The sequence below is a fragment of the Chryseobacterium jejuense genome, assembly GCF_017877355.1.
Classification (GTDB): domain Bacteria; phylum Bacteroidota; class Bacteroidia; order Flavobacteriales; family Weeksellaceae; genus Chryseobacterium; species Chryseobacterium jejuense_A.
In genome coordinates, this window is sequence record NZ_JAGIPR010000003.1 from 462,112 (window position 1) to 488,245 (window position 26,134).

The window sequence follows — 26,134 nt, forward strand, 5'->3', positions numbered from 1 at the left end:
AGCCTGAATGGAACTTCTAAATCTTCCGTAAGATAATAACTGCAGCATAAACGATGATAAGCTCATGTTGTCCTCTTACCAATAGAATGAGAGAAAGTTTATTATTCTTTTCTATCTTTTTCAGACTTTCCTTAACATGAATATTGGTGTCTGGAAGCAAAGCAAATTTGCTGGCGCGAAGAATGTCTTTAGATTTTTTGGTGATAGTGGGAGCTTCTTTTAGTTTTTCAACAAGTTTCTGGGCTTCTTCAGGAGTGAAAAGTAGTTCCAGATAATCTTGGGCAGTGGGAAAATCATAATCTTCAGGCTCCTTCATCCAGAGGTTATCTCTGGTTAGGGTATTTTTTTTCATTGATGTTTTGGATTGTGATTAAATGATAAATAAAGGCATGAATAATACTTTACAATCAGAATCCAGGATATTGAGATATATTCTCTCTAAAAGTTGATGTAAAAAGTTTAATAGAAGCAGTACTGATGCTTGTTTTTTATTAAAATTTGTTATATAAAAACTCCTTCAATATCATAATTGAAGGAGTAATATTTCCGGATGACAAACCGCAGATTTTACGATTTTTTTAGTGTATTTTAATATTTTCTTGCCAATAATACGTTCAATAGGAATGTTCCGGCCCAGTTACTGCTATTGCCTGCATTCGTTCCCATGAAATCTACACGGGCAACGGATACCGTTAATCTGGTTTTTCCACTTACATTGGCAAGACTTACAAAAGAAGCAGTAAATACATCAGGATAACTTGAATTATTTCCTGCTGTAAGGATAGGATACATATTGTTTACATTAAATGGTGCCCCTTGATATTCATAGACAAGAGTCATTCTACTACTGTTTGTATAACCGACACTAGGACCAGTTGTACCGAATGCAGAAGTTACTGAGGATTTACTGATGATCCACCAGGCATCAGTACCTGCTCCTGTATCAAAAGACACATTGGCATGGTTTGTCCAGTCTGCAATGGGGGCACTTGAGCCACTATGAGGAGGTATTGTAAGTTGCGCCCCATAAATCTCCACATTACTAGGCTTAGGAAGTACTGTAAAAGATAAGTCCCATGTACCGCCTGTAGTATTACTATTGTTTACTACTTCTGCGTATGCTCCTACAGGAATTACAAAAGATGCTACAGGAGTATTGTCAATTCGCAGGGTATTACCGCTTGAAGCCTGAAGTGTAATCGTAGAAGAAGAGATATTTTTAATCTTATAAATCCTTCCCGTATAACTTGTAGTTCCTATTCCGATAACAGGAAGAGTAAAGGTTGCATTAGCAGTTCCATTGTAAGTAATGTAGTGATCGTTAGCTACAATAGGATAAATAGTGGTTGTTACTTCTTTATAACCAGCCCTTAAAGATCCGTTGACGGCTAATGTACTATTGGGAGTAGCGGTATTAATACCAACTTGTGCATTTAATGCAGCAGCTCCAAACAAAAAAATTGAAATATATTTTCTCATATTTTTTTAAATGTTTTTTGCAAAAATATAGAAAAAAAATATTGTATGTTTTTTTTTGTTAACGATTTTTAATTGTTTTTAGCGTAAATCCCTTTTTGGGGATATTTTAAATCTTTAAATGATTAATTTAAATTCATGTAATATGCAGTTATTTAGTTTATTATATTTTGTATTACAGAAATGCTGTATTCCGTGATAATTGTCTTGTATTTCTTTGTTTTAAATAAATAATAAAATAAATTTATTTTATTTAGAATTGTTTTAAATAATTGGTTATTGTTAATGGATAGATATGCTGTATTTTACAATAAAATATTGGTACGATATATGCAGGTTTACAATAGAAACCTGAATGAATTTAATAAGGTGTTGAATTTATTCAAAAATATAAACATCATGAAAAAAGTATTGATTTCAACCCTGTTATTATTAGGCTTATCCATGAATGTTTTTGCACAAAAACATCCGCCTGTTCCACCTCATCCGTCAAAAAATGAATTAGTCAATCTTAAGGCGCAGGAATTAGATAAAAAATACAATACAGAAAAGAAACTGATCCTCAATCATCCATTGGCTACCAAAAAGATGAAAAGAGATCAGATGAAGGCTTTAAATAAAAGATATCAGACTGAAAAACGATTGCTTAAACAAATGAAATAATACAGATTTCTTGCACTTATTAAAATTTGATGAGTAGAATTCTATAAGGGGAATTTTACGAAGTTTACAGTTTAAGATAATTTTTGTTGAAAGAGAACGCTTTTTGTGCTCTCTTTTTTTATTTAAAATTAAATGAAAATGGCTTATTGATGGATTTTAAGATCAATTTGAAGAAACGTGAAACATCCAATATTTTTCCTTAAATTCGCATAAAAATTTTTAAAGTAATGAATTACGATATTATTGTCATTGGAAGTGGTCCTGGTGGATATGTTACTGCGATCAGAGCAGCACAATTGGGTTTCAAAACCGCAATTATCGAGAAAGAAAACTTAGGAGGAATTTGCCTTAACTGGGGATGTATTCCAACCAAAGCTTTATTGAAATCTGCTCAGGTTTTTCATTATATCAACCATGCTGAAGATTACGGATTAAATAAAGTAGAAGCAAGCTTCGAATTCCCGAATGTAATTCAGAGAAGCCGTGGTGTTGCCAGCAAAATGAGCAAAGGAATCGAGTTCTTGATGAAAAAGAACAAGATTGACGTAATTCTTGGTACTGCAAAAGTACAGAAAGGTAAAAAAGTTTCTGTAACAGATAAAGACGGTAAAGTAGCTGAATATACTGCTAACCACATTATCATCGCTACAGGAGCTCGTTCAAGAGAATTACCAAACTTACCGCAAGATGGTAAAAAAGTAATCGGATACAGACAGGCATTATCTCTTCCTGAGCAGCCAAAATCTATGATAGTTGTAGGTTCTGGAGCTATTGGAGTAGAATTTGCTGATTTCTATAATACAATGGGAACTAAAGTAACTGTTGTTGAATTTATGCCAAACATTGTTCCTGTGGAAGATGAGGAAATCTCTAAACACTTAGAGAAATCTCTGAAAAAATCAGGAATCGAGATCATGACAAACGCTTCTGTAGAAAGCGTAGATACAACGGGAGAAGGAGTAAAGGCGAACGTTAAAACTGCTAACGGAAACATTACGCTTGAGGCTGATGTTCTATTATCTGCTGTAGGTATTGCTGCTAACATCGAAAACATCGGTTTAGAAGAAGTAGGAATCCAGACAGATAAAGGTAGAGTTTTAGTCAACGAATGGTATGAAACTTCAGCACCTGGTTACTATGCCATTGGTGATATCATCCCAACTCAGGCATTAGCTCACGTTGCTTCTGCAGAAGGAATCACTTGCGTTGAGAAAATCAAAGGAATGCACGTTGAGAAAATCGACTATGGCAATATCCCTGGATGTACTTACTGTCACCCTGAAGTAGCTTCTGTAGGTCTTACTGAAAAGCAGGCTAAAGAAAAAGGATACGAAATTAAAGTAGGTAAATTCCCTCTTTCTGCAAGTGGTAAAGCTACTGCAAACGGAAATACAGACGGATTTATCAAAGTAATCTTTGATGCTAAATATGGTGAATGGTTAGGATGTCATATGATTGGTGAAGGAGTAACTGATATGGTAGCTGAAGCAGTAGTTGCTAGAAAATTAGAAACGACTGGTCACGAGATTATCAAATCTATCCACCCGCACCCAACAGTATCTGAAGCGATCATGGAAGCTGCTGCTGCTGCTTATGGTGAGGTGATTCACATTTAATCTGAAATACAGAAATATAGATAACAAAAAGCTCAGGGAAATCTGGGCTTTTTTGTTGAAGATATAAAATTATATAGTTTTTTAAAAGAAACTGAGCAATATAATGTTAGCTAAAACCTAACAGGTTTCTGAAACCTGTTAGGTTTATTATTTAATCCATATTTCCTTTAGTGTACATGTTTTATGATAGAATTTTATTGTTTTGTGTTAAAATAATTTTAAAATAATCATATTTATAAAAAATAATCTGATTATATCAAGCTCTTTTCTTACATTTATTCAATGAATTTTGAGAAAGTTGGACTTGTTTTGTCAGGCGGTGGTACCAAAGGAATCGCTCATGCGGGAGTATTGAAATTCTTGAAGGAAAAAGATATCAAAATAGACATTCTTTCCTGCTGTAGTGCGGGGTCTATTGTAGGATGCCTTCATGCCATAGGAAAGACTCCTGAGGAAATTATGGAATTTTTCAATTCCGTTTATTTTTTTAACTGGAAGCATTTTGCATTCAACCAGCCGGGATTGGTTTCTTCAGTTATTTTCAGGAATTATCTTAAACCTATTTTTCATGAAATGAAATTGGAGGATTTGGATATTGAAGTGAAGATTGTGGCAACAGAATTGGTTACCGGAACCCAGAAGATTTTTGATAAAGATTTTGAAGTAGTAGATGCTATTATTGCTTCTTGCTCTATTCCGGGAATTACCACTCCTTATATTATCGGAGATGAAATGTATTGTGATGGGGGAGTGCTGAACAATTTCCCGGCAGATATCATCAGAGACGACTGTGATAAACTGATTGGAGTATTTGTTTCACCACCCAACGATGCTAAAATTAAAGATCTTAACTCTATTAAAGCCATTGTTTCCCGTTCTTACGATCTTCTATCCTATAGAATAGAGAAAGTGAAATTTGAGTACTGTGATTGGTTTATTTCTTCTCAAAAACTATCTACTTACGGAACTTTTGAACGTGGAAAAGACCGTTTGGAACAAATTTTTGATATTGGCTATGAGGCGGCTAAAGAAAGCTATGGAGGCAGCCGTTTTCTTACAGAATTAAGACAATCCGGAACATAATTTCCATCATAAAAAGCAGGAGTCTGGAAGAGAGTGGTTTGTAGCTTAAAACAACTGAAATTCAACTTAAAGCAAAATTTAGATGATTAACTTCCGGAAATTAATAGTATAAAAATTTCCAACTTCTCTCTTCCAGCTTCCTGCAGGAACTTAATTTATATTAATTTTTAACTACCTGTGCGTCCTGACGTACGATCTCCTGGTCATTAGAGTCATAAACAACAAGAGTATAAGGCGCTTTTTTCGAAGAGTTGGTAAGATAGTTTCTCCATACCTGATAGCTGTGACCATCATTATTGAAATTAAAGTAATAATTACCTCCGCTGCCATCAGGAATCAGTTCTCCGTCACTTATTATCATGCTTGGCTTAGCCGTAATTTTTGCATTGGCATTCCACGATTGGTACAGGTATTTACCATTAGGCTGCTTATCAATTCTGATCTTAAATTTCTTAGTTTTAATAATCACGGTTTTAGGAACCTGTTGAGAAGTATTAGAGGTAATGGTAGTGCTTTTTGAAAATTCAGGAGTTTCTTTAGCGGAAACAAATGAGAATTGAGCTAAAGAGAAAGCTCCTAATAGAAAGTACTTAATCATATTGTTATGGTTATTGGTTAATAGTTCAAACTCCATCAAATATGAAGCCATTATTTGTGCTTACATCTCAATGAAGAATAGAATTTTCCAATATATTATTTTAAAAAGACTGAGATTCCTACGGAATGACAAAACTTATTTTTACTTACCAGATTTGTCATTCCGTAGGAATCTCAATACTTATATTTTAAAGTTTTTCAAGATTTGAATGTAATCAATATCAAGCAAAATCTTAGTTTTTTTGAACAGCAGTATAACTTGCGAAAGCCTCTTCCAGACTGTCAAATTTTCCTTTAAATTCATCAATAGGGCAATCCTGAAGGATATTTCCTTGATGAATAAGAATAACCCTTGAACAAAGTGCTTCCACTTCCTGCATGATGTGTGTAGAAAGTAAAACTGTTTTCTGCTGCCCAATTTCTTTTACCACGTTTCTTATTTCCAGAATCTGGTTAGGATCCAGTCCGTTCGTAGGTTCATCCAGAATTAATAAATCCGGTTGGTGGATAATAGCCTGAGCCAATCCTACACGTTGTTTATATCCTTTGGAAAGCTGGCTGATTCTTTTTGATTTTTCCGGGGTAATTCCTATCAGTTCAATAACTTCATCAACTCTGGATTCTGAAATTTTGTGGATGTTGGCTACAAATAGAAGGTATTCCTTCACGTACATTTCCAGATAAAGCGGGTTGTTTTCCGGTAGAAAACCTATCTTTTTCTTACTTTCAATTTCGTGTTGGGAAATATTCAGACCATTAAAAATAATTTCTCCTTCATCAATTTTCAGTGCTCCTACAATCGATTTCATCAGGGTAGATTTTCCAGCACCATTGGGTCCTAAAAGGCCGATGATCTCATTTTTATCAATAGAAATATTGATATTGTTTAAGGCAGTCTGTTCACCAAACTTTTTAGTTAAATTGTTTATCTGAAGCGGCATAATTTTTAATGTCTTTCTGCAAAAATAAAATAAAAAAACTCATTCGATGGAATGAGTTTCGCAATATTTATAAATTATAATTATTTTTTTGCTTTTTTCTTAGTTCCGTAAGCCGAAGTAGCGTTACTTGCACCTCCTTTTTTAATGACATCCTGATTGATACCGGATGCTTTGTCATACATGGCATACTTACCGTTTGTTCTTCCAAATACTTTATCAACCTGTTTTTGAGTTAAAAACTGTGATTTCCCCACATATTTTCTGTTCTTATTGATGTATTGGATAAACTGTACGGTCGGTTGGCCATAGTTTTTTTCATAATGAAGTTCGATGATATCATTAGGAAGTTCTAATACAATATTCTCTTCGGGAGCAGAGATAAAGCCGTCCATAATGAGTTTATAGAGTCCTGAAACGTCTCCGTTCAGATTTTGGAATGAAAAAGCTCGGATTGTATTCAGATTGCTGGTATTCAGATCCTGGTAATTGACAGTATACTTGTCTTCTTTTTTATATAAACCAACAGAATTGTCTTTGCCGATTTCCACCAAACTTTCATTTTTCAACACTTTAATCTGAGAGAAAACTGAAATACCGAACATACATGTAATAAGTAGAATTATTTTTCTCATGGAATGAATTTTAATGTTTTATAAATTGGTGCACATAAACTTACAAATAAAACGGCTAAAAAGCAATTTTATTCGTTCTAGCAAAAATAATACTTTTTTTTAATATCTATGAGAAATGGACAGATAGGGAAAGGTTGTTTTTATTGTATGTAAGAGCCTGTAAAACAGCTTTTTATTTCTTTGTTATGGAAAATATCTCCACTTATGTTTATGATGAATTTAGGGATGTAAAATTGTGTAATATGTTGAAAAACAGTATGAAGATAATTAATATGAAGATGTGTTTTCAAAAAATATTTAAAATAAATGTTAAAATGATAACTTGCAAGTGGAAATGTGAAAAGAATGTTTAAAGAATCAATCCATAAGGTATTAATAAACAGTTATAAAAGCCTGTTTTTTGAGAACGTGGATATAAAATGATCAAACTCCTGTTTGTAGCTTCTCCCCACGGGAATCTCATAGGCTCTGAGATGAATTTCATTATTGTTGAAAGCTGTAACGAATGCAGTATTGATGATAAACGACCTATGAACTCTTATAAAACCTTTTGAGGCTAAAAGCAATTCCAGATCTGTAATTTTACTTTTTGAAATAAATTTTTCGTTGGTAGATAAAGTTATTTTGATATCATTTCCCTGACTTTCAATATAGATGATGTCTGTCAGAGACAGCTTCCGATGCATTCCTTCTGTTTTAAGAATGATAAAATCGTTTTTTGAATCACCAATATTCCTCAATATGCGTTCTACAGATTTGAAAAAACGCTCAAAAGTGATGGGTTTCAAAAGATAATCCACAGCTTCTAGTTCAAAGCCTTCAATGGCAAATTCTCGGTAGGCAGTTGTAAAAATGGTTTTGGGCTTTTGAGAAAGTGATTTTAAAAAATCAATTCCGCTGAGATGAGGCATCTGAATGTCAAGAAATATTAAATCCACAGTCTGATGTTGAAGGAGTTTATAAGCTTCAAGAGCATTTTCTGCTTTACCTGCCAGTTTTAAATGATCGATTTTGGAAATATGATTTTCCAGTAAGGTTGCCGCTAAAGGCTCGTCATCTACAATGATACAGCTAATCATATTGTGAAGGAGTGATTATTTCAACGTTAAAAATATTGTTTTCCGTGGAGATATGGAAGGTAAAATGTTCATGATAATGATATTCCAGCTGTTGCTTAATATTCTGAAGCCCGATTCCTTTTTCATTATGATCTGAAATATCACTATAAGTATTTTCAATTCTGAAAACGGAGTGTCTTTCATTGGTTTCAACTTCTATTTTTATTTCTGTTCGCTCTGAACTCTTTCCAGCTCCATGTTTAAATGCATTTTCCACAAGAGTAAGGTACAGTAATGGAGGAACAGAATTAGCAGAAATGAATACGATCTTCTTGGTTATTTTTAATCTCTCATTGGAATAGCGCAGGCTCTCTAGGGCAATATAATCATCAATAATGGAGAGTTCATCAGCAACAGCCACCCATTTTTTCTGCCCTTTGTATAGAATATAATCTAAAATAGCCGATAACTGGCTGATGGATTGGGAGGTTCTATCTGAATTACTGATGGAAAGTGAGTAAATATTATTCAAGGTATTAAATAGAAAATGAGGATTAAGCTGAGCTTTGAGGGATTTCAGTTCAATCTCGGTTTTCTCTTTTTGGAGTTGTATGGCATTTTCTTTTTCATCCTTATATCGCATGAAAAACATCATCGAAATGAAGATAAAAGCCCCACTGATAATGGGAAAAGTATAATGAAGTAAAAGATAACGGATATCAGTTAAAATGCTGATCAGGCTGTCTTTGAATTCATTGATAAAAAGAGGTTCAGCAATATCAACAATAAAGATCCTGTTGGCTACGGAAATAATGTACAAACTTAGAATGAGATAGATTGAAAATTCAACATATTTTTTTCGGTCAAAAAAATAACGGATGAGAAAATAATAAATAAAATTAGCTCCCAGAATCTGAAAAATCCAGTGACAAAAGTTATAGATTACCAACTGTTTAAAGATTCCGCCATTGTGGTCGTCGTACGTCTTTGCGATTCCAAACAAAAATAAGGCGATCCAGAAAAACAGCTGGAAGTATATATTTTGTCGACTATAGGTGGATGCTCCGATTCTCATGATCCTCAAAAATAAAAAATCTTAAGATACAGCTGATCAATGTAATGTGAAATCTTATACAATAAGGATAAATAGCGACATTTAATGTTTGGACTGCATATTTTACCATTGGCATCAGAATTCCTGTTTTCTGAACTTTCTGTTTAAAAGGACTCCTGTTTTTGATAAAATTTGCATTAAAAAAATATGATTACAGAGCGTTCAGAAAGACTTTATGGATTGGATCATCTAAGAACATTGGCCATTGTACTGGTTTTACTTTTTCATTACAGGGCATTTAAACATCCTGAATGGATAGATGTTATAGGAAAATTTGGCTGGACGGGAGTTGATCTTTTCTTTGTACTAAGTGGTTTCCTGATTTCAGGACAGCTCTTTAAAGAGAGGGAAAGTAAATGGACAATAGATGTAAAGACATTTTATATCAAGCGTTTTTTCAGAATTATTCCTACTTATCTTTTTACTCTCTTTCTGTACTTTACTATTCCATTTTTCCGGGAGCGGGAAGCGTTACCTCCTTTGTGGAAATTTGTTACATTCACTCAGAATTACGGATTGGATGTGATCAATCAGGGAACATTTTCTCATGCGTGGTCTTTGTGTATTGAAGAGCAGTTTTACCTTATCCTTCCTTTGTTTCTTTTGGTTGTGATGTCTTCAAAACTATTTAAATACTTTGCTGTTTTGATTATCTTTTTCATTATGTTTTCTCTAATCATAAGACTTGTAATCTGGAATATATCTGTGGCAGGAATAGATCATAATTCTCTGGAATTCTGGCGTTCATGGTATATGAAAATATATTATCCAACCTATACAAGATTAGATGGTTTGGGAATAGGAGTTCTTATCAGTTATTGCATGCAATATTCTTCAGGCTTTAAAAGTATGGTTCATCGCAACGGAAACAGGATTTTTCTGGTGGGGACACTCTTATTGAGTATTTCATTCTGGGTTTGTAATGAACAGGCTTCAGAGGCAGCATCTGTATTTGGGTTTACTCTGGTGGCAATAAGTTATGGTTTTATTGTTTTATCTGCTGTTTCAGCATCATCGTTCCTTTCAAAGAGTAAATCCTATATTACGGCTGAGCTGGCAGCTTTGTCTTATGCTGTTTATCTTTCCCACAAAGGAATTATTCATATTGTCCAGACTCTTTTTGAACGATTTGATCTCGAAACTTCAGATACCGTATGTTTGATATTTTGTTTAATGGGATGTCTTATAATAGCTTTGGTATACAGGATTTTAATTGAAAAGCCTTTTGCATGGATTAAAGACAAAATTTTAAAGCCTAGGAAATAAATACCTTTTACTTTATAGGTTGGTTGAGTTCTTCATCTGGTAGAGCAAGCCTGTCTCTTCCTCTTTCAAATCCTTGAATAAACCAATAAATGATTAAGGAGAAGACAATGATGATAGTCAATACAGACCATACAACTTTTTGAAGCTTTGAGATCTTTAATCTGGAAATAAAGAAAACAATCAGGGCAATTACTATAAAAATAATGAAGGATATTCCCATTTGTATCACTATATTTTGAAAAGATACGAAAAGGAAGTAGAAATATTTTTGTAAATGAAACAACATTGATAGTTTGAATTCATTCTACAATCTTCGAGCCCCCGTGTACTCCAATAAAATATCCTATAGAGATCACTGAATAAGCAGATGTTTGTGTAAAAAAAAGGGCTTAATATCCAAGATCAGCGAGAGAAAAACAAAAAGGTAGCTCTCAGAAATACAGGCTACCTTTATACATTTCAGTTGTATAGGAAAAGAACTATTTGAAAGTAATGTTTTTCAATACTATATTTTTGATGGCAGCTTCCTGAAAACTCCAATATTCACTGTTTTTAGGCATTTGGTTTTCAAGAATGATCAGACTTGTGTCTGTAGATGGGAAATACGCATTAAGGCATGTAAAGCCATCACCAAGACCTGTTACTGCATAATAATCAAGCCCAGATTCCTTGATGAATCTTATATTATACCCGAATCCCATATTTTCCTTGCCAAAAACATTATGTTGGGAAGATGTAGACGGTGTCAGGATCAACTTTTGATACTTAGGAGAAAGAAGTTTCCCTTTAAACAATGCCTGGTCCCACTTTGCAAGATCCTCCACAGTAGAAACAACTCCAGCTGCAGAAGCTATACCATCATTTAAAAATGAACTTTCCACTTTTTCGAATTGGTTATGCTCACTTCTATAACCAGGAACTAGAGCCTGATTATTTTTACTGTTATAAATAAACGTTTTCTCCATCTTTAGCTTTTTGAAAAGAGAGTTGGCGAGTTCTGTGAAGGTTTTGCCGGTTGTATTTTGAAGAATTTCTCCCAGGAGCATATAGGATAGATTCCCATATTTGAACTGTGATCCGGCTTTAAAAGCAACAGGTTTTTCTATATCTACAATACCATGGGTGTGGTTCAGAAGATTGTGTATGGTTACGGTATCCGACCAGGATTGAGTAAGTGAAGGAAGATATTTTTTTATCGGAGTCTGAAGATCAAGTTTCCCCTGTTCAGCAGCCTGTAAGATCAAAACAGCAGTAATCTGCTTTGAGTTCGACATCACTTCAAACTGATCGTCGGTTTTTAGAGTAACTTTTTTTTCGAAATTCTTATATCCATTAGCTTTTAGGAATTTTACTTTTCCATTTTGTGAGACCAAAACCACTCCGTTGAACTTCAGAGGGGTAGAAGTCGTCATGATACTGTCAATTTTTTTTAAATAAAAATTGTTTTTCTGTGCTTTTAAAGCAACAGACAGCAATACGGTAATTGCCAGTGTAAAAGATAGTTTTGTCTTGGTCATGGATTTATTTCTTGTTATAGTAGTCATATGTTGCTTTGGCAATATCTGCGATGATGGCTTCTGAGTTGTCAACTGTTTCATAGGTGTCATGTACAAAAACAGCAATGTATATTCTTTTTTTATCTGAAAGTTCGATAATTCCATAATCGTTAACAGCTCCTGTCATTCCTGCTTTATTGGTGAATGAGGTTCCGGTACGATGGGCAACTTTAACATCTTTGGGGAGCTTGCCTTTAAGTCTTTTGATTCCGGTAGCATTATTCAGCATGGCTGTATAGAGCCATTTTGTATGTTCTTTATTCAGTATTTTCCGGGTGTAGAATGCTTCAAGCAATTTGATGGCTTCATTGGGAGTTATTTTATTCACAAACTGAGATTGCCAGTCTTTATGCATGTCCTCTTCATTATTTTGAATGATAACACTTTTATTGTTGATGAACTTTTGAACGGATTCAGGGCCGCCGATCAGTCTCAGCAGAATATCCGTCAGGTTATTATCACTGTAGGAAACCATCCATTTCATTGCTTCCTCCAGACTGATCTCAATATTACCTTCAGGATGTTCTTTTTTGAAGGGACTCCATGTATCTTCTAAAAGTTCCTCTTTTTTGATGAATAGTTTTTGCTGTAAAGAAAGCTCTCCTTTTTCTATTTTATGCAGAACCGTTAAAGCGATAGGAAACTTTACAGTGCTGAGCATGGGATAAAGCTTATTGCCATTGATTTGAGTGATTTTCTTTTTATAAGGTCCTATAATTGAAATTCCTATGTCGGATTTCTTATTTGAAATAATAGATTGAAGTGTTTTTGTTAAGTCCGGATATATTTTCGTTTGTGAGAAAAGCGGCAAACTTAAAAAAAGTAGGAATAGTGTGAAAATAGTTTCTTTCCTCATGCTGAACAGGGTTGTTTTGATTGGTTTCTTAGTACCAAATATATGTATTTTCAGTATTGCTTTTGGTCAGGAATCAGTATTTTTATTGATGAATGAATATTTCATGTATTCTCATCTGTATGACGTTTTGGATAACAAGATTATTATGCTTTTGGAGTATCAATGCCAGTGAGACATTTGAGTAAAAAACCTCCGTTTTTAACGGAGGTTTTTTATGAGAATAAAATTGAATCTAAAGAATTCCTCGGAGCTTTGCCTTGGAGATTATGTATTCACAAGCTCTAAGTATATACTACTGTTCTAGTGTATTGTGACTGGAAATGTACATGATGTTCCACCATTTGTCAGTGTGAAATTTGAATTTCCTGAAGCAGAAGGAGTTCCAACTGCTTCCAGAGTAAATTCTACATTTCCAGAGTTTACACTTTGTGCTCCTATGAACCTTATCCCATTTTGTGTGCCTGTTTGTAAACTTACACTACCCGGCTCTGTTACATTCAGTGTAATTTGGATATATCCCGAAGCGGGTTGATTAACATTTAAAAAAGAAAAATCCCTAACAGTAGAGCAGTTGATCGTAAAAACAGCAGACTTTATGCTTTGAAATGTTTTCCACTGCTCTCCGTTCCAGAAATTGACTCGTTTAGTATCTGTATTCATAATCCACATGCTGCTTTCAGAATTTCCTAAATTCATTGAATTTCTAGTCACGTTATTTATCAGCGGGAATAATACTCCTTTATTTTTAGATTCAATGTCAAGTATCGATTTTGTATTAGGAGAACTTACACCAATGCCTATTTGTCCTTTTAAGAATACAATCCCTATAATGCTAAATATTAATAAAAATTTTTTCATATAGATACATTTTATTTTATAGGTCCTTTTTTAATAGCCCACTCGAAGATGTTCATATATAACTTTCCAAATATATTAGATGCAGTTAAAGTTGAGTTTCCAGCCCAATCTATATTTCCTAATACAATGCTATTGTCTTTCATTATAATCAAAGATACATTACTGTTGGCCCCTGTTCCTGTAGCAAGAATCTTTCCTCCACCCAAAACTGCTGATTGATTGGCGCCAGAACTTGCAGAAGGAAATCCTAATGATCTCAAATCACCAAAGCTACCATTGAGGGGAATTTCATTTTGATTAGTAAATGTGCCAGCTTGATTTCCATAGTATGGTGTAGCAAATCCTAACATATTTGCAAAAATTGCGTGCTCATTATCGTCTGCATGAAAAATAGCAATACCTTTTTTATTGTCAATCCAGGCTTTAATGGCTTGTATTTTATCATTATTTAAACGCCAATCATTAGTGGATGGCCATCCACACCATAAAATATCTGCAGAATTCAGTTTACTGATAAAACTAGCCAGACTTTCAGTAGAAGTACCTTGTGTAAAATTGAATCCTGCAATTTTTATTGTACCGCTTGGAGAAAAATTAGACGCTAAAGCAGCTCGTAGATTAGTTGTGAATGAACTATTTGTTGAACCAAGTGCAGAATTCCAATACTCTGGAAGAAGACTCATGACTGTATACGTTTTTGTAGAGCGTTCAATGATTTTTACGCTGACAGAGCAAGTGGAAGAAGGTGTTTGGGTATCATTGAAAGTAAAAAGAGCATTATTGTTGGGCTGTGTTGGTGTTCCCGTAGCTGTCAATCTTATTAATTGGGGGCCTGCAGCTGTAATTATTCCTGAACCGGAATAACTCACCCCAGAAACAGTATTACTTTGTATGCTCCATGTTCCAGTGGAAGAAGCATTTATTTCCAAAGTAATAACAGAGTTTGCAGGCTCTCCAACAACGAGATCGGAAGATAAGGAAGCTGTATTGCAATTAATACTGAAGTTACTTTTCCCATCAGTATTTCCACAGGTATCATACCATAATGTACCGTTCCATATGTTGTAACACTTAGTACTGGTATTAAATATAGTTAATCCAGTTTCAGCTGCTCCAATCGATACAATATTGTCCCTTTCATTGGTTGTAAGTCTGGGAAGTAAAACACCTTTATTGGAGGACACAATATCTAATATTGAATTGGGATTAGGAGAAGGTGTATTTATACCAACTTGACTATTGAGGATACAATAAAATAAGCTAATGAATATTGTCATCAGCTTTCTTGTTAATTTAACTTTTGATTTCATTTACAGTAGTTGCATTATTTTTCTGCAATTTTAAATATCTGAACCAGATTGTCCAAAAATCATTATACTACTTGGGTACATTTTGTTTTATAACGTGATAATTTTCATCCTACATAAATCCTTCGCGTAATGTTGGGTTTATTGATTTGTATTTTTTAATAAATTAACTTGGTAGTTATGATGTTTTTGATTGCTTTATAGTTTGTATCAACATACTTGAATATTGAGTAATTTTTTGCTGCCCAAGTTTGATTTAAGGGGGGGATGATTTCGAAAATGAATTATAATAAATGAATTCATTCATTGTAAAAGGGTATAGAAAAGATGATTTGCACTATTTTGTATCTGGTGAATCTTGTAATTGATGAAGAGGGAGATTAATTTTTTTTGTTGTAATCTATTACTTAAAGTAGATGTTGGAGAAGATTATTTATTCCATATTTTTATATGAAAAATACATTATTTTATGGATTGTGATTAATTAATTTTATATACTGAAATGTGTGATTTATTCTTTAATCATTATGTAGGTGTTGATATAATTGTTTTTTTAATGAATTGATTTTTATGTTGTTAAATACTTGAAGTATATTTGTAGGATGTGTTTTTTCTGAAGGGTATAGCTGTTTTATTATTTTCGTTAAAATTTTCCTATGATATATATTGTCAAGTGGTTTTATAATTAATTATTTATAATATGATAGATATTAACTCTCTGAAGAATAATTATTTTATTATAAGCATATTTTGTTTTATTTTTCTGAACAGTTGTACCGGATCAGATCTATCAACAAAAAATTTCGATTATCCGTTGCTTCGTGATAATGAGACTTTGCGTCTTGCCGGTAATTATGATAAATGTATGTTGCTTAATGAGGAATATCTGCAGAAGGCGAAAAAGAATGGTTATCAGGATGGAGAAGCTCTTTGCTATATCAATTTATCCAATATATGTGTGACAATCGGGAATTATAAAAAAGGATTTGTATTTCTGAAAAAGGCAGAAGTGATTTTGGAGAAATCAAAAAAATTAGCACTTAAAGCAAGGTTTTATCAAGAATATGGACAGCTCAGCAAAGTGACCGGGCTGTATAAAAGTGCCTTGCAATATAACTCAAAAGCACTGTACTACACACAGCGCTGCTCACAAGAGGATGAAAGAAGATATTTTCTGAGTAAGGTTTTTGCAAACCGGGCTGATTTTCTGTACGACATAAAAAGAACAGATTCATCTCTGATCTATTTTCACAAAGCTCTGAAAATTGAAAATACATCGTTGATCAACAGTTTAATTGCAAAGCATCATCTGTATTATTCAAAACAGCTTGATTCTACAAAGTTTTATATTGATAAATCTCTTAAACTTATAAAAAAAGATAAACCCTTGCTGGATGCCCAGGAAGGAATGGTTTACAGAATTGTGGGTGATTATTATAGGGAATTGAGAAACTATCCGGAATCTAAGGATTTTTATCATAAAGCTCTTGATGTTTTTCTGAAGACTAACCGGGTATATAATATTCCCTTTATCTATCAGTCTATTGCAGAGGCTTATAGAGGAATGGGGGATAAAGAAAAGGAAAGAGAATATGAAAATAAGTACCTTGATGCCAAAATGAAGCTGTCGCAGAATCAAAATGAAACTATAAACCTTCTGATTGATAAATTATTGACTGAAAAAGAGAACGATGTTGAAGGCTTTAAGCTGAAGTTGTTGATTGTGGTGTCATTTTTTATACTATTATTGATGACTATTTTTATTCTGAAATACAAAAAACTGAAATACAAAAAAAGTAAATTAATAGAAGAGACCGATATTTTAAAGAACCAGACTGAACTTCTGTCCAATAAGGTGAATGAAAGCTTCAGTGACCTTATTATGTTGGCTAAAAGAAATGATTCTTCCTTTCTTGCCCGGTTTCAGGAGGTGTATCCGGACTTTATAGAAAAATTGCTGGATATCAATGAGGATCTTTCAGGAGCTGATTTACAGCTGTGCGCTATGATTAAACTGAATTTCAGCTCAAAAGAAATTGCTACCTATACGTCTATTCTGCATAAATCTGCTCAGCAGAAAAAATACAGACTCCGCAAAAAACTAAATGTGCCCAGTGATCATAATCTATATACTTTCTTTCAGGGATTGGATTCCTGATCTGCAGATAGTAAAATACAGTTATATATGATTGGCTTTACTAACCTTTCTGAACATAAAATGCTGATCTTTATATGACCAGTGAATGCTTAAAAGAAATCACCCTCTTGAAGGAATTTTTTTAGGATATACTCTCAATATTTGATCCTTTCTACACTCCAATATCCCAATCCGGCTAAGATAAAAGTAAAACCGAAATCTAAGCGGTTCATGAAAATTTTTATTGCAATGATCTTATTGTATTCATAAATTAACCTGAGTTCGGGATAATAAAATTAAGGATAATAGGCTGGAAGCTGGAAGAGAGAGGCTGGAAGTTACTATCGGAGCTACAATTTCTGACGTTGCCGTAAAATTTGATGAAGCAGTTTTTAAAGGAATAATAAATTACAGGGTTGTAAGTGTTTTTTTTTAACCTCAACTCACTTCCCTCTCCCAGCTCCAGTCTTCCTTACTTACTAAAGACAGAAATGTCTTATCCCGAACTCGGGTTAAATTACCATTGGCCAGTATTTTTAGGCGGTGGATCTGCCTTTACATATCTATTCTCAGATTCTTTTGCTGTAAAATGGCAGAAAGATTTCAATACCATTACCATGGCAATTGATGTAAAGAGGTATTTCATGACTTTTTATTTTAAATTTATAAATATTCAAATATTCATTCTTTTTGTACATAATTTTTAGAAATAATACACGTTTAGGGTTCATAGGCTTTATGATTGAAAGTATAAAATCCATTAAACGACTGTTGGGATTAGGAAAAAGGGTGGTGTGGGAGATGAGCAGTTTGTGAAAGGAAGGATAATACATCATGCAGCAGTTTTGTGAATGTCTGAAAAAGTAAACCTTCCAGATCCGGAGTTGATAAAACTGCAGAAAAGTATTCTTGAAACTCAAGCCGGAAAATAGACTGATGAAACGAAAATTTAAAGAATCAGAAAAAAATAAATAAGAAGAAAAGCGTAATTCTATTGATCATCAAATTGTATGAATGGCATCATTTACATTAAATGGTGCCATTTTGTTTTTAAGTATATACTATAAGTTTCTTACGGAGAGAGGAGTTGGAAGAATAGAGTCCTGGTATATAAAAAACCACCATTTACTGTAAATGATGGTTGCTTGAAATATATTAAAATTGTTTTGCTTTTTATCTAATCATTCTGTTTGATTTGGGGGTTATTATTAATCTCTTTATTCGGGATTTGGAATTTAAATTTATCCGGTGTCAGGTTAAATCTTCCAAAGGTGTGGTTGGTTCCTGTATATACTCTTTCTAAAGGCGTATTTAATCTCTTCATATCAAACCATGCGTAGCCTTCACCCCAAAGTTCAATTCTTTTCTGCAGGATGATTTCATCAATCAGATCTACACCTGTTTTGGTAGATAGGGTATAAGCCTTATCTCTTTTGGAGGCAATTTCAAATAATACCTGTTTGGCCTCTGCTTCTCTTCCTTGTCTTGCCAAAGCTTCTGCTTCAATATAATATAAGGAAGAAGCTCTGATGTAGATATAATCTCCTTCAAACATGCTTGGATCTTTGAACTTCCAGCTTACATAGGCTGGATAGTTTTTGGTTTTTCCATTAAAGGTATACTTGGCAGGCTGGTTTCCGTTGAATACCTTCTTACGGTAATCCGTATCCGGAATGGCTTCATACAAACGCTTGTCAATAAGTTTATAAATCTGAGCTGCTCCTGCATATCCTTCATTGGTATTATCAAACATAGAGAAGAAAGAAGCATAATAGTTTCCGATACTCATCGTAGAAATTGTATTATGGTATCCCCAGATCACTTCAGGATTACTGATATTGGAAAACCCTGTAGTGGTATAATCATTTTCCGCCATCAGGGCAATTCCCTGCTTACCATCTGCAGCATATTTTACGGCTTTGGCATAGTCTCCGGTTTGAAGAAATACCTCAGCAGCAATGGCTTTAGCAGTTCTTTGATCGATCTGAGCTCTTGATGGACGGGCAAAGCTTTCCAAAAGAACAATAGATTCTTCAATATCCTGACCAATCTGCGAGTATACCTGAGCTACCGTTGATCTTGGAAGTCCCTGGCTGGGATTATCGGTGGTAAGCACCAAAGGAAGTCCCGGATCCGACTGATGTCCTTTATAATCATTCGCATAAAAACGGATCAGATGAAAATATGAATAAGCTCTTAAGGCAAGCAATTGCCCTTTAATGGCTTTGTTTTTAGGACTTTCATCCCCCTTTAAATCATTAAGAAGTTTATTGATAATGAATATCCTTGCATAAAAAGTAGTCCATACAATTTCTGAAGCGATATTACTGGCATTGGTCGCTTCATAATTATAGAACATTCCCAAATGCTGATTTTTTGCCTGTATCACATCATTGGACATTAAATCAGCACCTGCCTTTATCCCCATGATCCCGAAATCAGAGTGAGACGAAATGTTCCCCCCAGCACCATTACTGCGAAGATCAAGATAAATTCCGCCCAGGATTTTTTCCGGTTTTGACTGATCTTCATTCAGTTGTTCACCGGAAATATCTCCCTCAGGTAAGGTATTGAGATCATTAGCACAGCCCGTCGTAATGAGACCTACGGCTAAAGCTGATATAAAGTATTTTATTGTTTTCATAATTTCTTTTAAAATGTTAGTTTGAAACCTAGTGAAACACTGGATAATAAAGAGTATTTGTAAGCATCGGATACTCCGGTTAATGAAGCTCTCGGATCATAACCTTTTCGTTTAGACCATAGATACAGATTGTTTCCTGTAGCATAGATTTTTAATGTTGATAAGCCGATCTGCTTAGCAAAATCGTCTGATAACTGGTATGATAATGTCACATCCTGAAGGCTGATATAGTCAGACTTAACCAAGTATAATGTGGAATGCCCATTCTGGTTGGTAGAAGTAAGATCTACACGAGGTAGTGCTGCTGTTGGGTTTTCCGGAGTCCATGTTTTATCAAGATCAGTGGTGTAGTTAGAACCGTAGGTATCAGAGTGGAATAGGGATCTGTAAATATCATCATATCCGTATCCGCCGAACTGATAGGAGAAATTAACTGATAGGTTTACTCTTTTATAGGTTATATCCGTTCCAAATCCACCATATACCTTAGGAATTGCAGATTTCCCGGTATTATAGTCACTCGCTTCCTTATAATTATTGGTAACCGTTTTTTCTACCTGCTGGGTGGTTGGGTTGATCGTGTTTTTATACCATAATGCGTCTCCATTCTCAGGATTTATTCCGGCAAACTCTTTTAAATAATAAGTATATCGGTCTCCACCTTCAGCAAGAACAAACAATCCTGAAACCAAACCTGTAGCTCTTTGTTGCTCCGGTAACTTGGTAATCTTGTTTTTATAATGAGTAGCGTTGGCATAGAAATTCCACTGAAGATCCTCTGTTCGAAGAATATCTACACTAATATTAGCCTGAACCCCTTTATTGTACATGTCTCCAATATTTCCATACTTCACATATGAACCTGAGTTGGATATTGCTAATGGAAGAGTATAGATCATATCCGATACCTTTCTCTCAAAATAATCAGCATTTAAATTTACTCTATTGTTAAGCAGAGAGAGTTCAAAACCGGCATTCAGGTTTTTGGAAGTTTCCCATTTCAGATCTCTGTTTCCTTGTTTTTTTAATGTAAGTACAGGTTTGCCATCCCCAAAATTATTAATTCCATAAATGTCCTGATAAGCATAGTAATCTCTGGTGGTGCTATTCAGTAAAATGTTGTCATTTCCCTGTTGTCCATAAGACACTTTCAGCTTCAATGCATTAATTACTTTGTTGTCTTTAAGGAAATCTTCTTTAGCAACATTCCATGCAGCTCCTAAACCATAAAATGTACCCCATCTGCTTTCCGGAGCGAAGACTGAAGAACCGTCTCTACGTACATTCGCATTAAAGAAATACTTACCGTCATAGTTATATAATAACCTTGAGAAATAGCCTTCTACCGCATATTCATATCCGTTTCCTGACAGGTCTGTTATTTTTACAGCATTATCAAAAGACCACGACTCGGGTAGTAAAAGCTGTTGTTTAGTTCCGGAAAACCCTTCATTCTTTGTTTTGTTCAATTCATGACCAACAAGGATATTGAAGCTATGCTTATCCAATTTCTTCTGATAAGTAAGCAGCTGCTGATGATTCAGGGTGTAGTTAAATATAGATTCCTGAGTAATAGTTCCGCCCACAGATGAAGAAGTCCCACCCAGTGTATTTCCAAACTGAAGACTTCTTAAGTTTTCAAGATAAGCTCCAAAATTGTAAGTGAAATCCAATCCTTTAATAATCTCATAATTTAAGCCAAGATTGATATTGCTGATATTGCTTACTCTTTGAGATTTATCCTGCTGAAGATTTCCTACAGGGTTTTCAAAAACCGCATAGGATCTCGTAGCTCCGTTTGGCCCTTGCCCATCTCCATAATCGTATAAAGCATTTCCGTGGTTGTCGTAAAGCTGCTGGTAATTATCATTTCTAAGGAAAACCGGATAGAAAGGCGCTATATTTCTGGCAAACTGAAATGGATTGGAAAATCCGCCCGTTTCCCCGAAATTCTGCTTGCTGTAAGTATAAGACAGCGCCGTGGTTAATCTTAACTTCGGCGTGATAGAGTAGTCCACATTTGATCTGATCCCGAATCTTTCAAAGCCGGAAGAAATAAGATATCCCTTGTCATCCAGATAGTTTAAAGACGTATAAGATTTTACTTGGTCACCACTGGCATTAATGCCTACTGTAGCTTCTCTTCTTAAAGCAGGTCTGAAAAGAAGTTTTTTCCAGTTATCCTGATAAAGCAGCTTGGCATCAGGGTTAAAAGAACCATCCGGAGCGATTAGTTGACTGAATGGCACATTATAAACATTGTATCCAAGTCCGTTCAGAGCGGAAAGCCCTGCAGCATGCGGGGTAGTCGTGGAAGGAACAGCCCCCGGCTGCTTCTGTCTTGCAATTTCCCCAATTCTGCCTCTGTTATAGTAAGCAGTATAATAATCTTGTGGTGAAGTATACACGGAATAATCCTCAATAGATCTGAAATTAACTCCGGTTTTTATATCAAGATCAACACTCAGTTTCTTGTTTTTACCTCTTTTGGTATTCACAATAATGACCCCATTGGCCCCTCTGGAACCATATAAAGCGTTGGAAGAAGCATCTTCCAGAAAAGAAATACTCTCAATATCTGCTGAAGAAATACTGTTCAGGTCACCACTGTAAGGAATCCCGTCCAATACAATTAAAGGATCACTGGAGGCATTAATAGACCCAATTCCCCTCATTCTTATCGTAGGTTGGGAACCCGGTTGTCCGGAAGAGATCACCTGTACCCCTGCCACTTTACCTCCAATTCCCTGAAGAACGTTTCCGTTTTGAAGATTCCCCAGATCTTTAGCCTTTAACGACTGTACAGATCCTGTAATTTCTTCCTTTTTTTGCTTTCCGAAGGCTACCACCACCACTTCTTTGATGGCAGTCTCCTGAGAAAGACTGTCTTTTTTCTGTGCAAAGCCATATTCTGCGAATAAGAGCACGGCCAATACACCCAGTTTGCATTGTTTTTTTCTCATTATATTAATCTTAGGTTTTAAAAATTGAATTGTGTGTTACGCTTTATCTTCCCGTTTAGGAAAAAATAAGTCCCTGCCTCCCTTTTGTAAGGAGGTGTAAGAAAGAAAATGTTAAAATAGAGGAGGTGTACCCGGATTAAATAGGCCTTGAGCTTAACGGGCTTTAATTCCTACAATAATGTGCATATTTCTTTGGGATTTATGGCATCATCATTTTACACATCATAGATTCAAAGCACATATTCTTAGAAGTAATCTTATGCTGTGAAAGGCTCTTCCCTGTACAACATTTATGTTGAACAGAAACTACAGCCATGATAGTGTATGGGTAAGAATTAAAGTCATTCTTATTCATGAGAATAGAGTTTTATTTTTTTAACTGGGTCAAAATTATTTAATAATTCATAAAACTTTGTTAAAAGAGGGTATGAGAAAAATCATATTAGTCTACTATTTTAGTAGGGTTATTGAAAAATACGGTATATTGTTTAATTTAATAACTTTAACTATTTGTATAGTAGTTGTTTGTGGTTTTTGGATGAATGTTTTAAAAATTCAAAAAAAAATCAATTTTACAGATGAATAAAATTTAACACCATAAGTCTATTGTTTTTGTAGACTTTTTATGTATTTTACGCCCGATTTCTTCGTAGGGAGCTTTATCCCGCTATCCACTCATACTCCTCACACCAAGGCTAAGGCTTACGCGTGTTGCGGGGTAACCGTTACTATCGGGGCTAGGGAAGGATGATGGGAGATGAAAAATGTGTCATTAAAAGGATTATCATTTGTTTTTTTCAAATTGAAACTCTTTTACAAAAAAAATAATTATATTTTTGAATACTGTAATGGCAAAGTCTTTTTGTCAGTTGCAGGTTACTATTATTATGAGAAAATACCTTACCTATATTGTAATGTTGGGATTTCCTCTGTTGGGAGCCCAAACTAAAGTGGTTGAAAAATCCACTTATCAGGAAAACTGGACTGTGCTGGAGAAAGAAAATGCAGCCATGGCCTTTGATGCAGATGTAAAATTATCTGATGCTGAGATTGCCTTGGATAAAAAATTATTCCAGATCAGAAAACAGTTCCTTACCGAAACAGAAAAACAGCATATACCATTATATAACCGTTCTTTTAATGAAATAAAACCATTAATAGAAACCAGTAAATTGTTTAAAGTCATTCAGACAATGCCTAAAGGAGGGCTGCTGCACACGCATAGCGGTGGTTTGGCCAGTGCTACATGGCTGATTGCAACAGCTAGAAAATATAAAGAATGCTATGTATACGATCAAAAAGACAATGATAAATTTATTTTCGGTCAGTTAGGTTTCTTTGAAAGTGGAAAAGTTCCCAATGGATTTGTCAACCTCAATCAAAAGTTGATTTCAGATCCCGGATTTGAAAAGGAACTGCATGAACTTCTCCTTTTAAAAAGGGATAATCTTTGTTCCTACACCGATTATTGGATTGAGTTTGAGAAACGTTTCCAACGCATTAACCTGCTGTTGCCTTACCGTCCTTTCTTTAAAGAATATTATCTGAAAGGCTTTCAGGACTTGGCTAAAGATAAAGTACAGCACGTTGAGATCAGATATGTATTTGATGAATTGTATGATTTCCAACAGGGGAAATACCCATTGGAAAAATCCATTACAGATTTACAGGATATTGTGAAGCAAATGCGTCAATCAGACCCTCAGTTTAGTCTGAAACTGATTTATTCAAGCTTTAAATTTCTGGATTCAGAAAAGATTGAAAAACAACTTGAAATCGCTTTTAAATTAAAGAAGCAATTCCCGGATATGATTTCCGGCTTTGATCTTGTTGCTGATGAAGCAGCAGGAAACAGCATCAATTCTTTCCAGAAAAACTGGGCGAAACTCGATGAGATTACTAAAAAATCAGGAGTAGAAATGCCTTTGTTCCTTCATGCGGGGGAAAGCAATTCTGTTTTCAATAAAAATGTACTGGATATTACTTTACTGAACAACCAAAGAATTGGCCATGGTCTTAACCTGATTTACTTCCCCAAATCAATGGAGCTGATTAAAAAACAGAACAAATTGGTGGAAGTAAGTCCAATCAGCAACCAGATTCTGGGGTATGTGAGTGATTTGAGAAATCATCCTGCAAGAGTGATGCTTAGTAATGGAGTACAATGTTCCATTAATAGCGATGATCCAGCTGTATACGGTTATGAAGGATTAAGTTATGACTTTTGGACAGCCTACGTATATTGGGAATTGGATGTAAAAGCGTTGAAGAAGTTGGTTTTCAATTCAATCAATTATTCTTCTTTGAATAACAATGAGAAAAAGCAATCCATAGAATACCTGAATACTCAATGGAATGATTTTGTTCAGAAAGCCAATCGGGAACTGAATTAATATCCGGACAAAAAAGAGGATAGTCTTTTAATTGTCGTCTTATGAATATAAAATAGCATCATTTTCGAATGGTGCTATTTGCTTTTAATTCCCTGATCTTACTTTGTTTTACACCTCTCATTTATAGAAGAGAAATATAATAGATGACCTATTTATTTTTGTTTTCGGGGATCTTATTTAAAAATAAAATTAAGGAGATTGATTTTGCGACAGGTTCTGTCGCAATGCCGTAGTAGATTTGTAGGATCAATGAAGGATCGTAGAGTCGCAATGAAATTTCCTGATGGTTGGAAATAATTCATATTAAATCACATTAACATGACTTGTGTGAGCGAAAAAAAGTTAAATTTGTGAAAATTTGAAAAGCTAATTATTAAACTCAAAAATAACACGGGAATGAAAAAGATTTATCTCAGTGCATGTACTGTATGCACCATTCTTGGGCTGTCTGCCCAGGAAGTTCTCTGGCAAAAAGACATCAAATCCTCTACTCAGGATTTTCTAAGCCAGGTGACTACAACTATAGATCAGCAGTATCTCATTACAGGAAGCTCTATCCAGTCAGGAAGCGGGAAGATGGAGGCTGGAAGCAGACAAAACAACGGCTACGATTTCCATTTAGTTAAATTGAACCAACAGGGAGAAGAAGCCTGGGAGAAGTATTTCTCAGGAAATAACCATGATTATTTATCTGCAACGGTAACCACTCAGGACGGAGGTTTTCTTGTAGCCGGAACGTCCTATTCCGGAAAAGGACTGGATAAGAAAGAGGATTCGAAAGGCGGATCCGATATCTGGCTCATCAGAATCAACGAATTTGGAGATGAATTATGGCAGAAAACATTGGGGACTTCCTCTGATGAAGAAGCCAAAGCAGTTATTCAAAGTACAGACTTGGGCTTTTTTGTCGCTGGAAATGTACAAAACTCATCCCAAGGCTATGGTTCTAAAGATGTCTGGATCACCAGACTGGA

The 26,134-nt window shown here is 34.7% G+C and carries 21 protein-coding genes and 1 pseudogene; 7 read left to right on the top strand and 15 right to left on the bottom strand.

Annotation, left to right across the window (positions count from 1 at the left end; genetic code table 11):
- Nucleotides 1–16 precede the first annotated feature (16 nt).
- Entirely contained in the window at nt 17–352 is a 336-nt protein-coding gene (locus J2772_RS09165; protein WP_245365188.1) for a hypothetical protein, read from the bottom strand.
- Between the two features lie 236 nt (nt 353–588).
- Nucleotides 589–1,479 (bottom strand): hypothetical protein, encoded by an 891-nt coding sequence (locus J2772_RS09170; protein WP_209915882.1) that lies wholly within the window; start codon nt 1,477–1,479, stop codon nt 589–591.
- Between the two features lie 396 nt (nt 1,480–1,875).
- Here J2772_RS09170 and J2772_RS09175 point away from each other — a divergent pair, with 396 nt between their 5' ends.
- The 3 genes from J2772_RS09175 to J2772_RS09185 all read left to right on the top strand — a co-directional run bounded on the left by J2772_RS09175 (nt 1,876) and on the right by J2772_RS09185 (nt 4,838).
- Nucleotides 1,876–2,139, top strand: a complete 264-nt coding sequence (locus tag J2772_RS09175) for a hypothetical protein (RefSeq protein ID WP_245365189.1) — start codon at nt 1,876–1,878, stop codon at nt 2,137–2,139.
- 227 nt (nt 2,140–2,366) lie between these two features.
- On the top strand, nt 2,367–3,755 hold the full coding sequence (gene lpdA, locus J2772_RS09180; RefSeq protein ID WP_209915883.1) for a dihydrolipoyl dehydrogenase: 1,389 nt from the start codon (nt 2,367–2,369) through the stop codon (nt 3,753–3,755).
- A 282-nt stretch (nt 3,756–4,037) separates the two neighbouring features.
- Nucleotides 4,038–4,838, top strand: coding sequence for a patatin-like phospholipase family protein (locus tag J2772_RS09185; RefSeq protein WP_209915885.1), 801 nt, complete (start codon nt 4,038–4,040; stop codon nt 4,836–4,838).
- 160 nt (nt 4,839–4,998) lie between these two features.
- On the opposite strand, the gene J2772_RS09190 is transcribed toward J2772_RS09185, so the two are convergent.
- The 5 genes from J2772_RS09190 to J2772_RS09210 all read right to left on the bottom strand — a co-directional run bounded on the left by J2772_RS09190 (nt 4,999) and on the right by J2772_RS09210 (nt 9,141).
- A complete protein-coding gene (locus tag J2772_RS09190) occupies nt 4,999–5,436 on the bottom strand; it encodes a hypothetical protein (protein ID WP_209915887.1) in 438 nt (145 codons plus the stop codon).
- A 232-nt stretch (nt 5,437–5,668) separates the two neighbouring features.
- On the bottom strand, nt 5,669–6,376 hold the full coding sequence (locus J2772_RS09195; protein ID WP_209915890.1) for an ABC transporter ATP-binding protein: 708 nt from the start codon (nt 6,374–6,376) through the stop codon (nt 5,669–5,671).
- 80 nt (nt 6,377–6,456) lie between these two features.
- Entirely contained in the window at nt 6,457–7,008 is a 552-nt protein-coding gene (locus J2772_RS09200; protein ID WP_209915892.1) for a hypothetical protein, read from the bottom strand.
- Nucleotides 7,009–7,391: 383 nt separating this feature from the next.
- The gene (locus J2772_RS09205) at nt 7,392–8,087 is read right to left on the bottom strand and encodes a LytR/AlgR family response regulator transcription factor (RefSeq protein ID WP_209915894.1); all 696 of its coding nucleotides are present in this window, start codon (nt 8,085–8,087) and stop codon (nt 7,392–7,394) included.
- Nucleotides 8,080–9,141 (bottom strand): sensor histidine kinase, encoded by a 1,062-nt coding sequence (locus J2772_RS09210; protein WP_209915896.1) that lies wholly within the window; start codon nt 9,139–9,141, stop codon nt 8,080–8,082. Before J2772_RS09210 ends, J2772_RS09205 begins: the two co-directional genes overlap by 8 nt.
- Nucleotides 9,142–9,327: 186 nt before the next feature.
- On the opposite strand from J2772_RS09210, the gene J2772_RS09215 reads away from it, so the two are divergent.
- A complete protein-coding gene (locus J2772_RS09215) occupies nt 9,328–10,446 on the top strand; it encodes an acyltransferase family protein (RefSeq protein WP_209915898.1) in 1,119 nt (372 codons plus the stop codon).
- Between the two features lie 7 nt (nt 10,447–10,453).
- Here the strand turns inward: J2772_RS09215 and J2772_RS09220 are convergent, their stop codons facing one another.
- The 5 genes from J2772_RS09220 to J2772_RS09240 all read right to left on the bottom strand — a co-directional run bounded on the left by J2772_RS09220 (nt 10,454) and on the right by J2772_RS09240 (nt 15,026).
- Nucleotides 10,454–10,666, bottom strand: coding sequence for a hypothetical protein (locus J2772_RS09220; RefSeq protein WP_209915900.1), 213 nt, complete (start codon nt 10,664–10,666; stop codon nt 10,454–10,456).
- A gap of 259 nt (nt 10,667–10,925) precedes the next feature.
- A complete protein-coding gene (locus tag J2772_RS09225) occupies nt 10,926–11,963 on the bottom strand; it encodes a serine hydrolase domain-containing protein (RefSeq protein WP_209915901.1) in 1,038 nt (345 codons plus the stop codon).
- A 4-nt stretch (nt 11,964–11,967) separates the two neighbouring features.
- Nucleotides 11,968–12,858 carry a class A beta-lactamase gene (bla, locus tag J2772_RS09230; protein WP_209915903.1) on the bottom strand — a complete coding sequence of 297 codons (891 nt, stop codon included), beginning with the start codon at nt 12,856–12,858 and terminating at the stop codon, nt 11,968–11,970.
- 300 nt (nt 12,859–13,158) lie between these two features.
- Nucleotides 13,159–13,716 (bottom strand): hypothetical protein, encoded by a 558-nt coding sequence (locus J2772_RS09235; protein ID WP_209915905.1) that lies wholly within the window; start codon nt 13,714–13,716, stop codon nt 13,159–13,161.
- Nucleotides 13,717–13,727: 11 nt separating this feature from the next.
- Entirely contained in the window at nt 13,728–15,026 is a 1,299-nt protein-coding gene (locus J2772_RS09240; protein WP_209915907.1) for a hypothetical protein, read from the bottom strand.
- A 697-nt stretch (nt 15,027–15,723) separates the two neighbouring features.
- Between J2772_RS09240 and J2772_RS09245 the strand changes: the two genes are divergently transcribed.
- Nucleotides 15,724–17,181: a tetratricopeptide repeat protein gene (locus J2772_RS09245; RefSeq protein WP_209915909.1), complete on the top strand. Its 1,458-nt coding sequence runs from the start codon at nt 15,724–15,726 to the stop codon at nt 17,179–17,181.
- A 496-nt stretch (nt 17,182–17,677) separates the two neighbouring features.
- Here J2772_RS09245 and J2772_RS24285 read toward each other — a convergent pair whose 3' ends face one another.
- The 3 genes from J2772_RS24285 to J2772_RS09255 form a co-directional block, all read right to left on the bottom strand.
- On the bottom strand, nt 17,678–17,806 hold the full coding sequence (locus tag J2772_RS24285) for a hypothetical protein (protein ID WP_262899061.1): 129 nt from the start codon (nt 17,804–17,806) through the stop codon (nt 17,678–17,680).
- 531 nt (nt 17,807–18,337) lie between these two features.
- Nucleotides 18,338–19,804 carry a RagB/SusD family nutrient uptake outer membrane protein gene (locus J2772_RS09250; protein ID WP_209915911.1) on the bottom strand — a complete coding sequence of 489 codons (1,467 nt, stop codon included), beginning with the start codon at nt 19,802–19,804 and terminating at the stop codon, nt 18,338–18,340.
- An 8-nt stretch (nt 19,805–19,812) separates the two neighbouring features.
- Nucleotides 19,813–22,767, bottom strand: coding sequence for a SusC/RagA family TonB-linked outer membrane protein (locus J2772_RS09255; protein WP_209915913.1), 2,955 nt, complete (start codon nt 22,765–22,767; stop codon nt 19,813–19,815).
- 848 nt (nt 22,768–23,615) lie between these two features.
- On the opposite strand from J2772_RS09255, the gene J2772_RS09260 reads away from it, so the two are divergent.
- Both J2772_RS09260 and J2772_RS09265 read left to right on the top strand, forming a co-directional pair.
- Entirely contained in the window at nt 23,616–25,160 is a 1,545-nt protein-coding gene (locus tag J2772_RS09260; protein WP_245365190.1) for an adenosine kinase, read from the top strand.
- Between the two features lie 396 nt (nt 25,161–25,556).
- Nucleotides 25,557–26,134, top strand: a pseudogene (locus J2772_RS09265) (T9SS C-terminal target domain-containing protein); the annotation flags it as partial.

Excerpts from the sequence above, each read along its gene's own strand:
- J2772_RS09165 (WP_245365188.1), bottom strand. The coding sequence starts at position 352 with ATGAAAAAAAATACCCTAACCAGAGATAACCTCTGGATGAAGGAGCCT.
- J2772_RS09240 (WP_209915907.1), bottom strand. The coding sequence starts at position 15,026 with ATGAAATCAAAAGTTAAATTAACAAGAAAGCTGATGACAATATTCATT.
- J2772_RS09195 (WP_209915890.1), bottom strand. The coding sequence starts at position 6,376 with ATGCCGCTTCAGATAAACAATTTAACTAAAAAGTTTGGTGAACAGACT.
- J2772_RS09170 (WP_209915882.1), bottom strand. The coding sequence starts at position 1,479 with ATGAGAAAATATATTTCAATTTTTTTGTTTGGAGCTGCTGCATTAAAT.
- lpdA (WP_209915883.1), top strand. The coding sequence starts at position 2,367 with ATGAATTACGATATTATTGTCATTGGAAGTGGTCCTGGTGGATATGTT.
- J2772_RS09205 (WP_209915894.1), bottom strand. The coding sequence starts at position 8,087 with ATGATTAGCTGTATCATTGTAGATGACGAGCCTTTAGCGGCAACCTTA.
- J2772_RS24285 (WP_262899061.1), bottom strand. The coding sequence starts at position 17,806 with ATGAAATACCTCTTTACATCAATTGCCATGGTAATGGTATTGAAATCT.
- J2772_RS09225 (WP_209915901.1), bottom strand. The coding sequence starts at position 11,963 with ATGACCAAGACAAAACTATCTTTTACACTGGCAATTACCGTATTGCTG.
- J2772_RS09190 (WP_209915887.1), bottom strand. The coding sequence starts at position 5,436 with ATGATTAAGTACTTTCTATTAGGAGCTTTCTCTTTAGCTCAATTCTCA.
- J2772_RS09235 (WP_209915905.1), bottom strand. The coding sequence starts at position 13,716 with ATGAAAAAATTTTTATTAATATTTAGCATTATAGGGATTGTATTCTTA.
- J2772_RS09245 (WP_209915909.1), top strand. The coding sequence starts at position 15,724 with ATGATAGATATTAACTCTCTGAAGAATAATTATTTTATTATAAGCATA.
- J2772_RS09175 (WP_245365189.1), top strand. The coding sequence starts at position 1,876 with ATGAAAAAAGTATTGATTTCAACCCTGTTATTATTAGGCTTATCCATG.
- J2772_RS09200 (WP_209915892.1), bottom strand. The coding sequence starts at position 7,008 with ATGAGAAAAATAATTCTACTTATTACATGTATGTTCGGTATTTCAGTT.
- J2772_RS09255 (WP_209915913.1), bottom strand. The coding sequence starts at position 22,767 with ATGAGAAAAAAACAATGCAAACTGGGTGTATTGGCCGTGCTCTTATTC.
- J2772_RS09215 (WP_209915898.1), top strand. The coding sequence starts at position 9,328 with ATGATTACAGAGCGTTCAGAAAGACTTTATGGATTGGATCATCTAAGA.
- bla (WP_209915903.1), bottom strand. The coding sequence starts at position 12,858 with ATGAGGAAAGAAACTATTTTCACACTATTCCTACTTTTTTTAAGTTTG.
- J2772_RS09250 (WP_209915911.1), bottom strand. The coding sequence starts at position 19,804 with ATGAAAACAATAAAATACTTTATATCAGCTTTAGCCGTAGGTCTCATT.
- J2772_RS09210 (WP_209915896.1), bottom strand. The coding sequence starts at position 9,141 with ATGAGAATCGGAGCATCCACCTATAGTCGACAAAATATATACTTCCAG.
- J2772_RS09220 (WP_209915900.1), bottom strand. The coding sequence starts at position 10,666 with ATGGGAATATCCTTCATTATTTTTATAGTAATTGCCCTGATTGTTTTC.
- J2772_RS09185 (WP_209915885.1), top strand. The coding sequence starts at position 4,038 with ATGAATTTTGAGAAAGTTGGACTTGTTTTGTCAGGCGGTGGTACCAAA.
- J2772_RS09260 (WP_245365190.1), top strand. The coding sequence starts at position 23,616 with ATGGCAAAGTCTTTTTGTCAGTTGCAGGTTACTATTATTATGAGAAAA.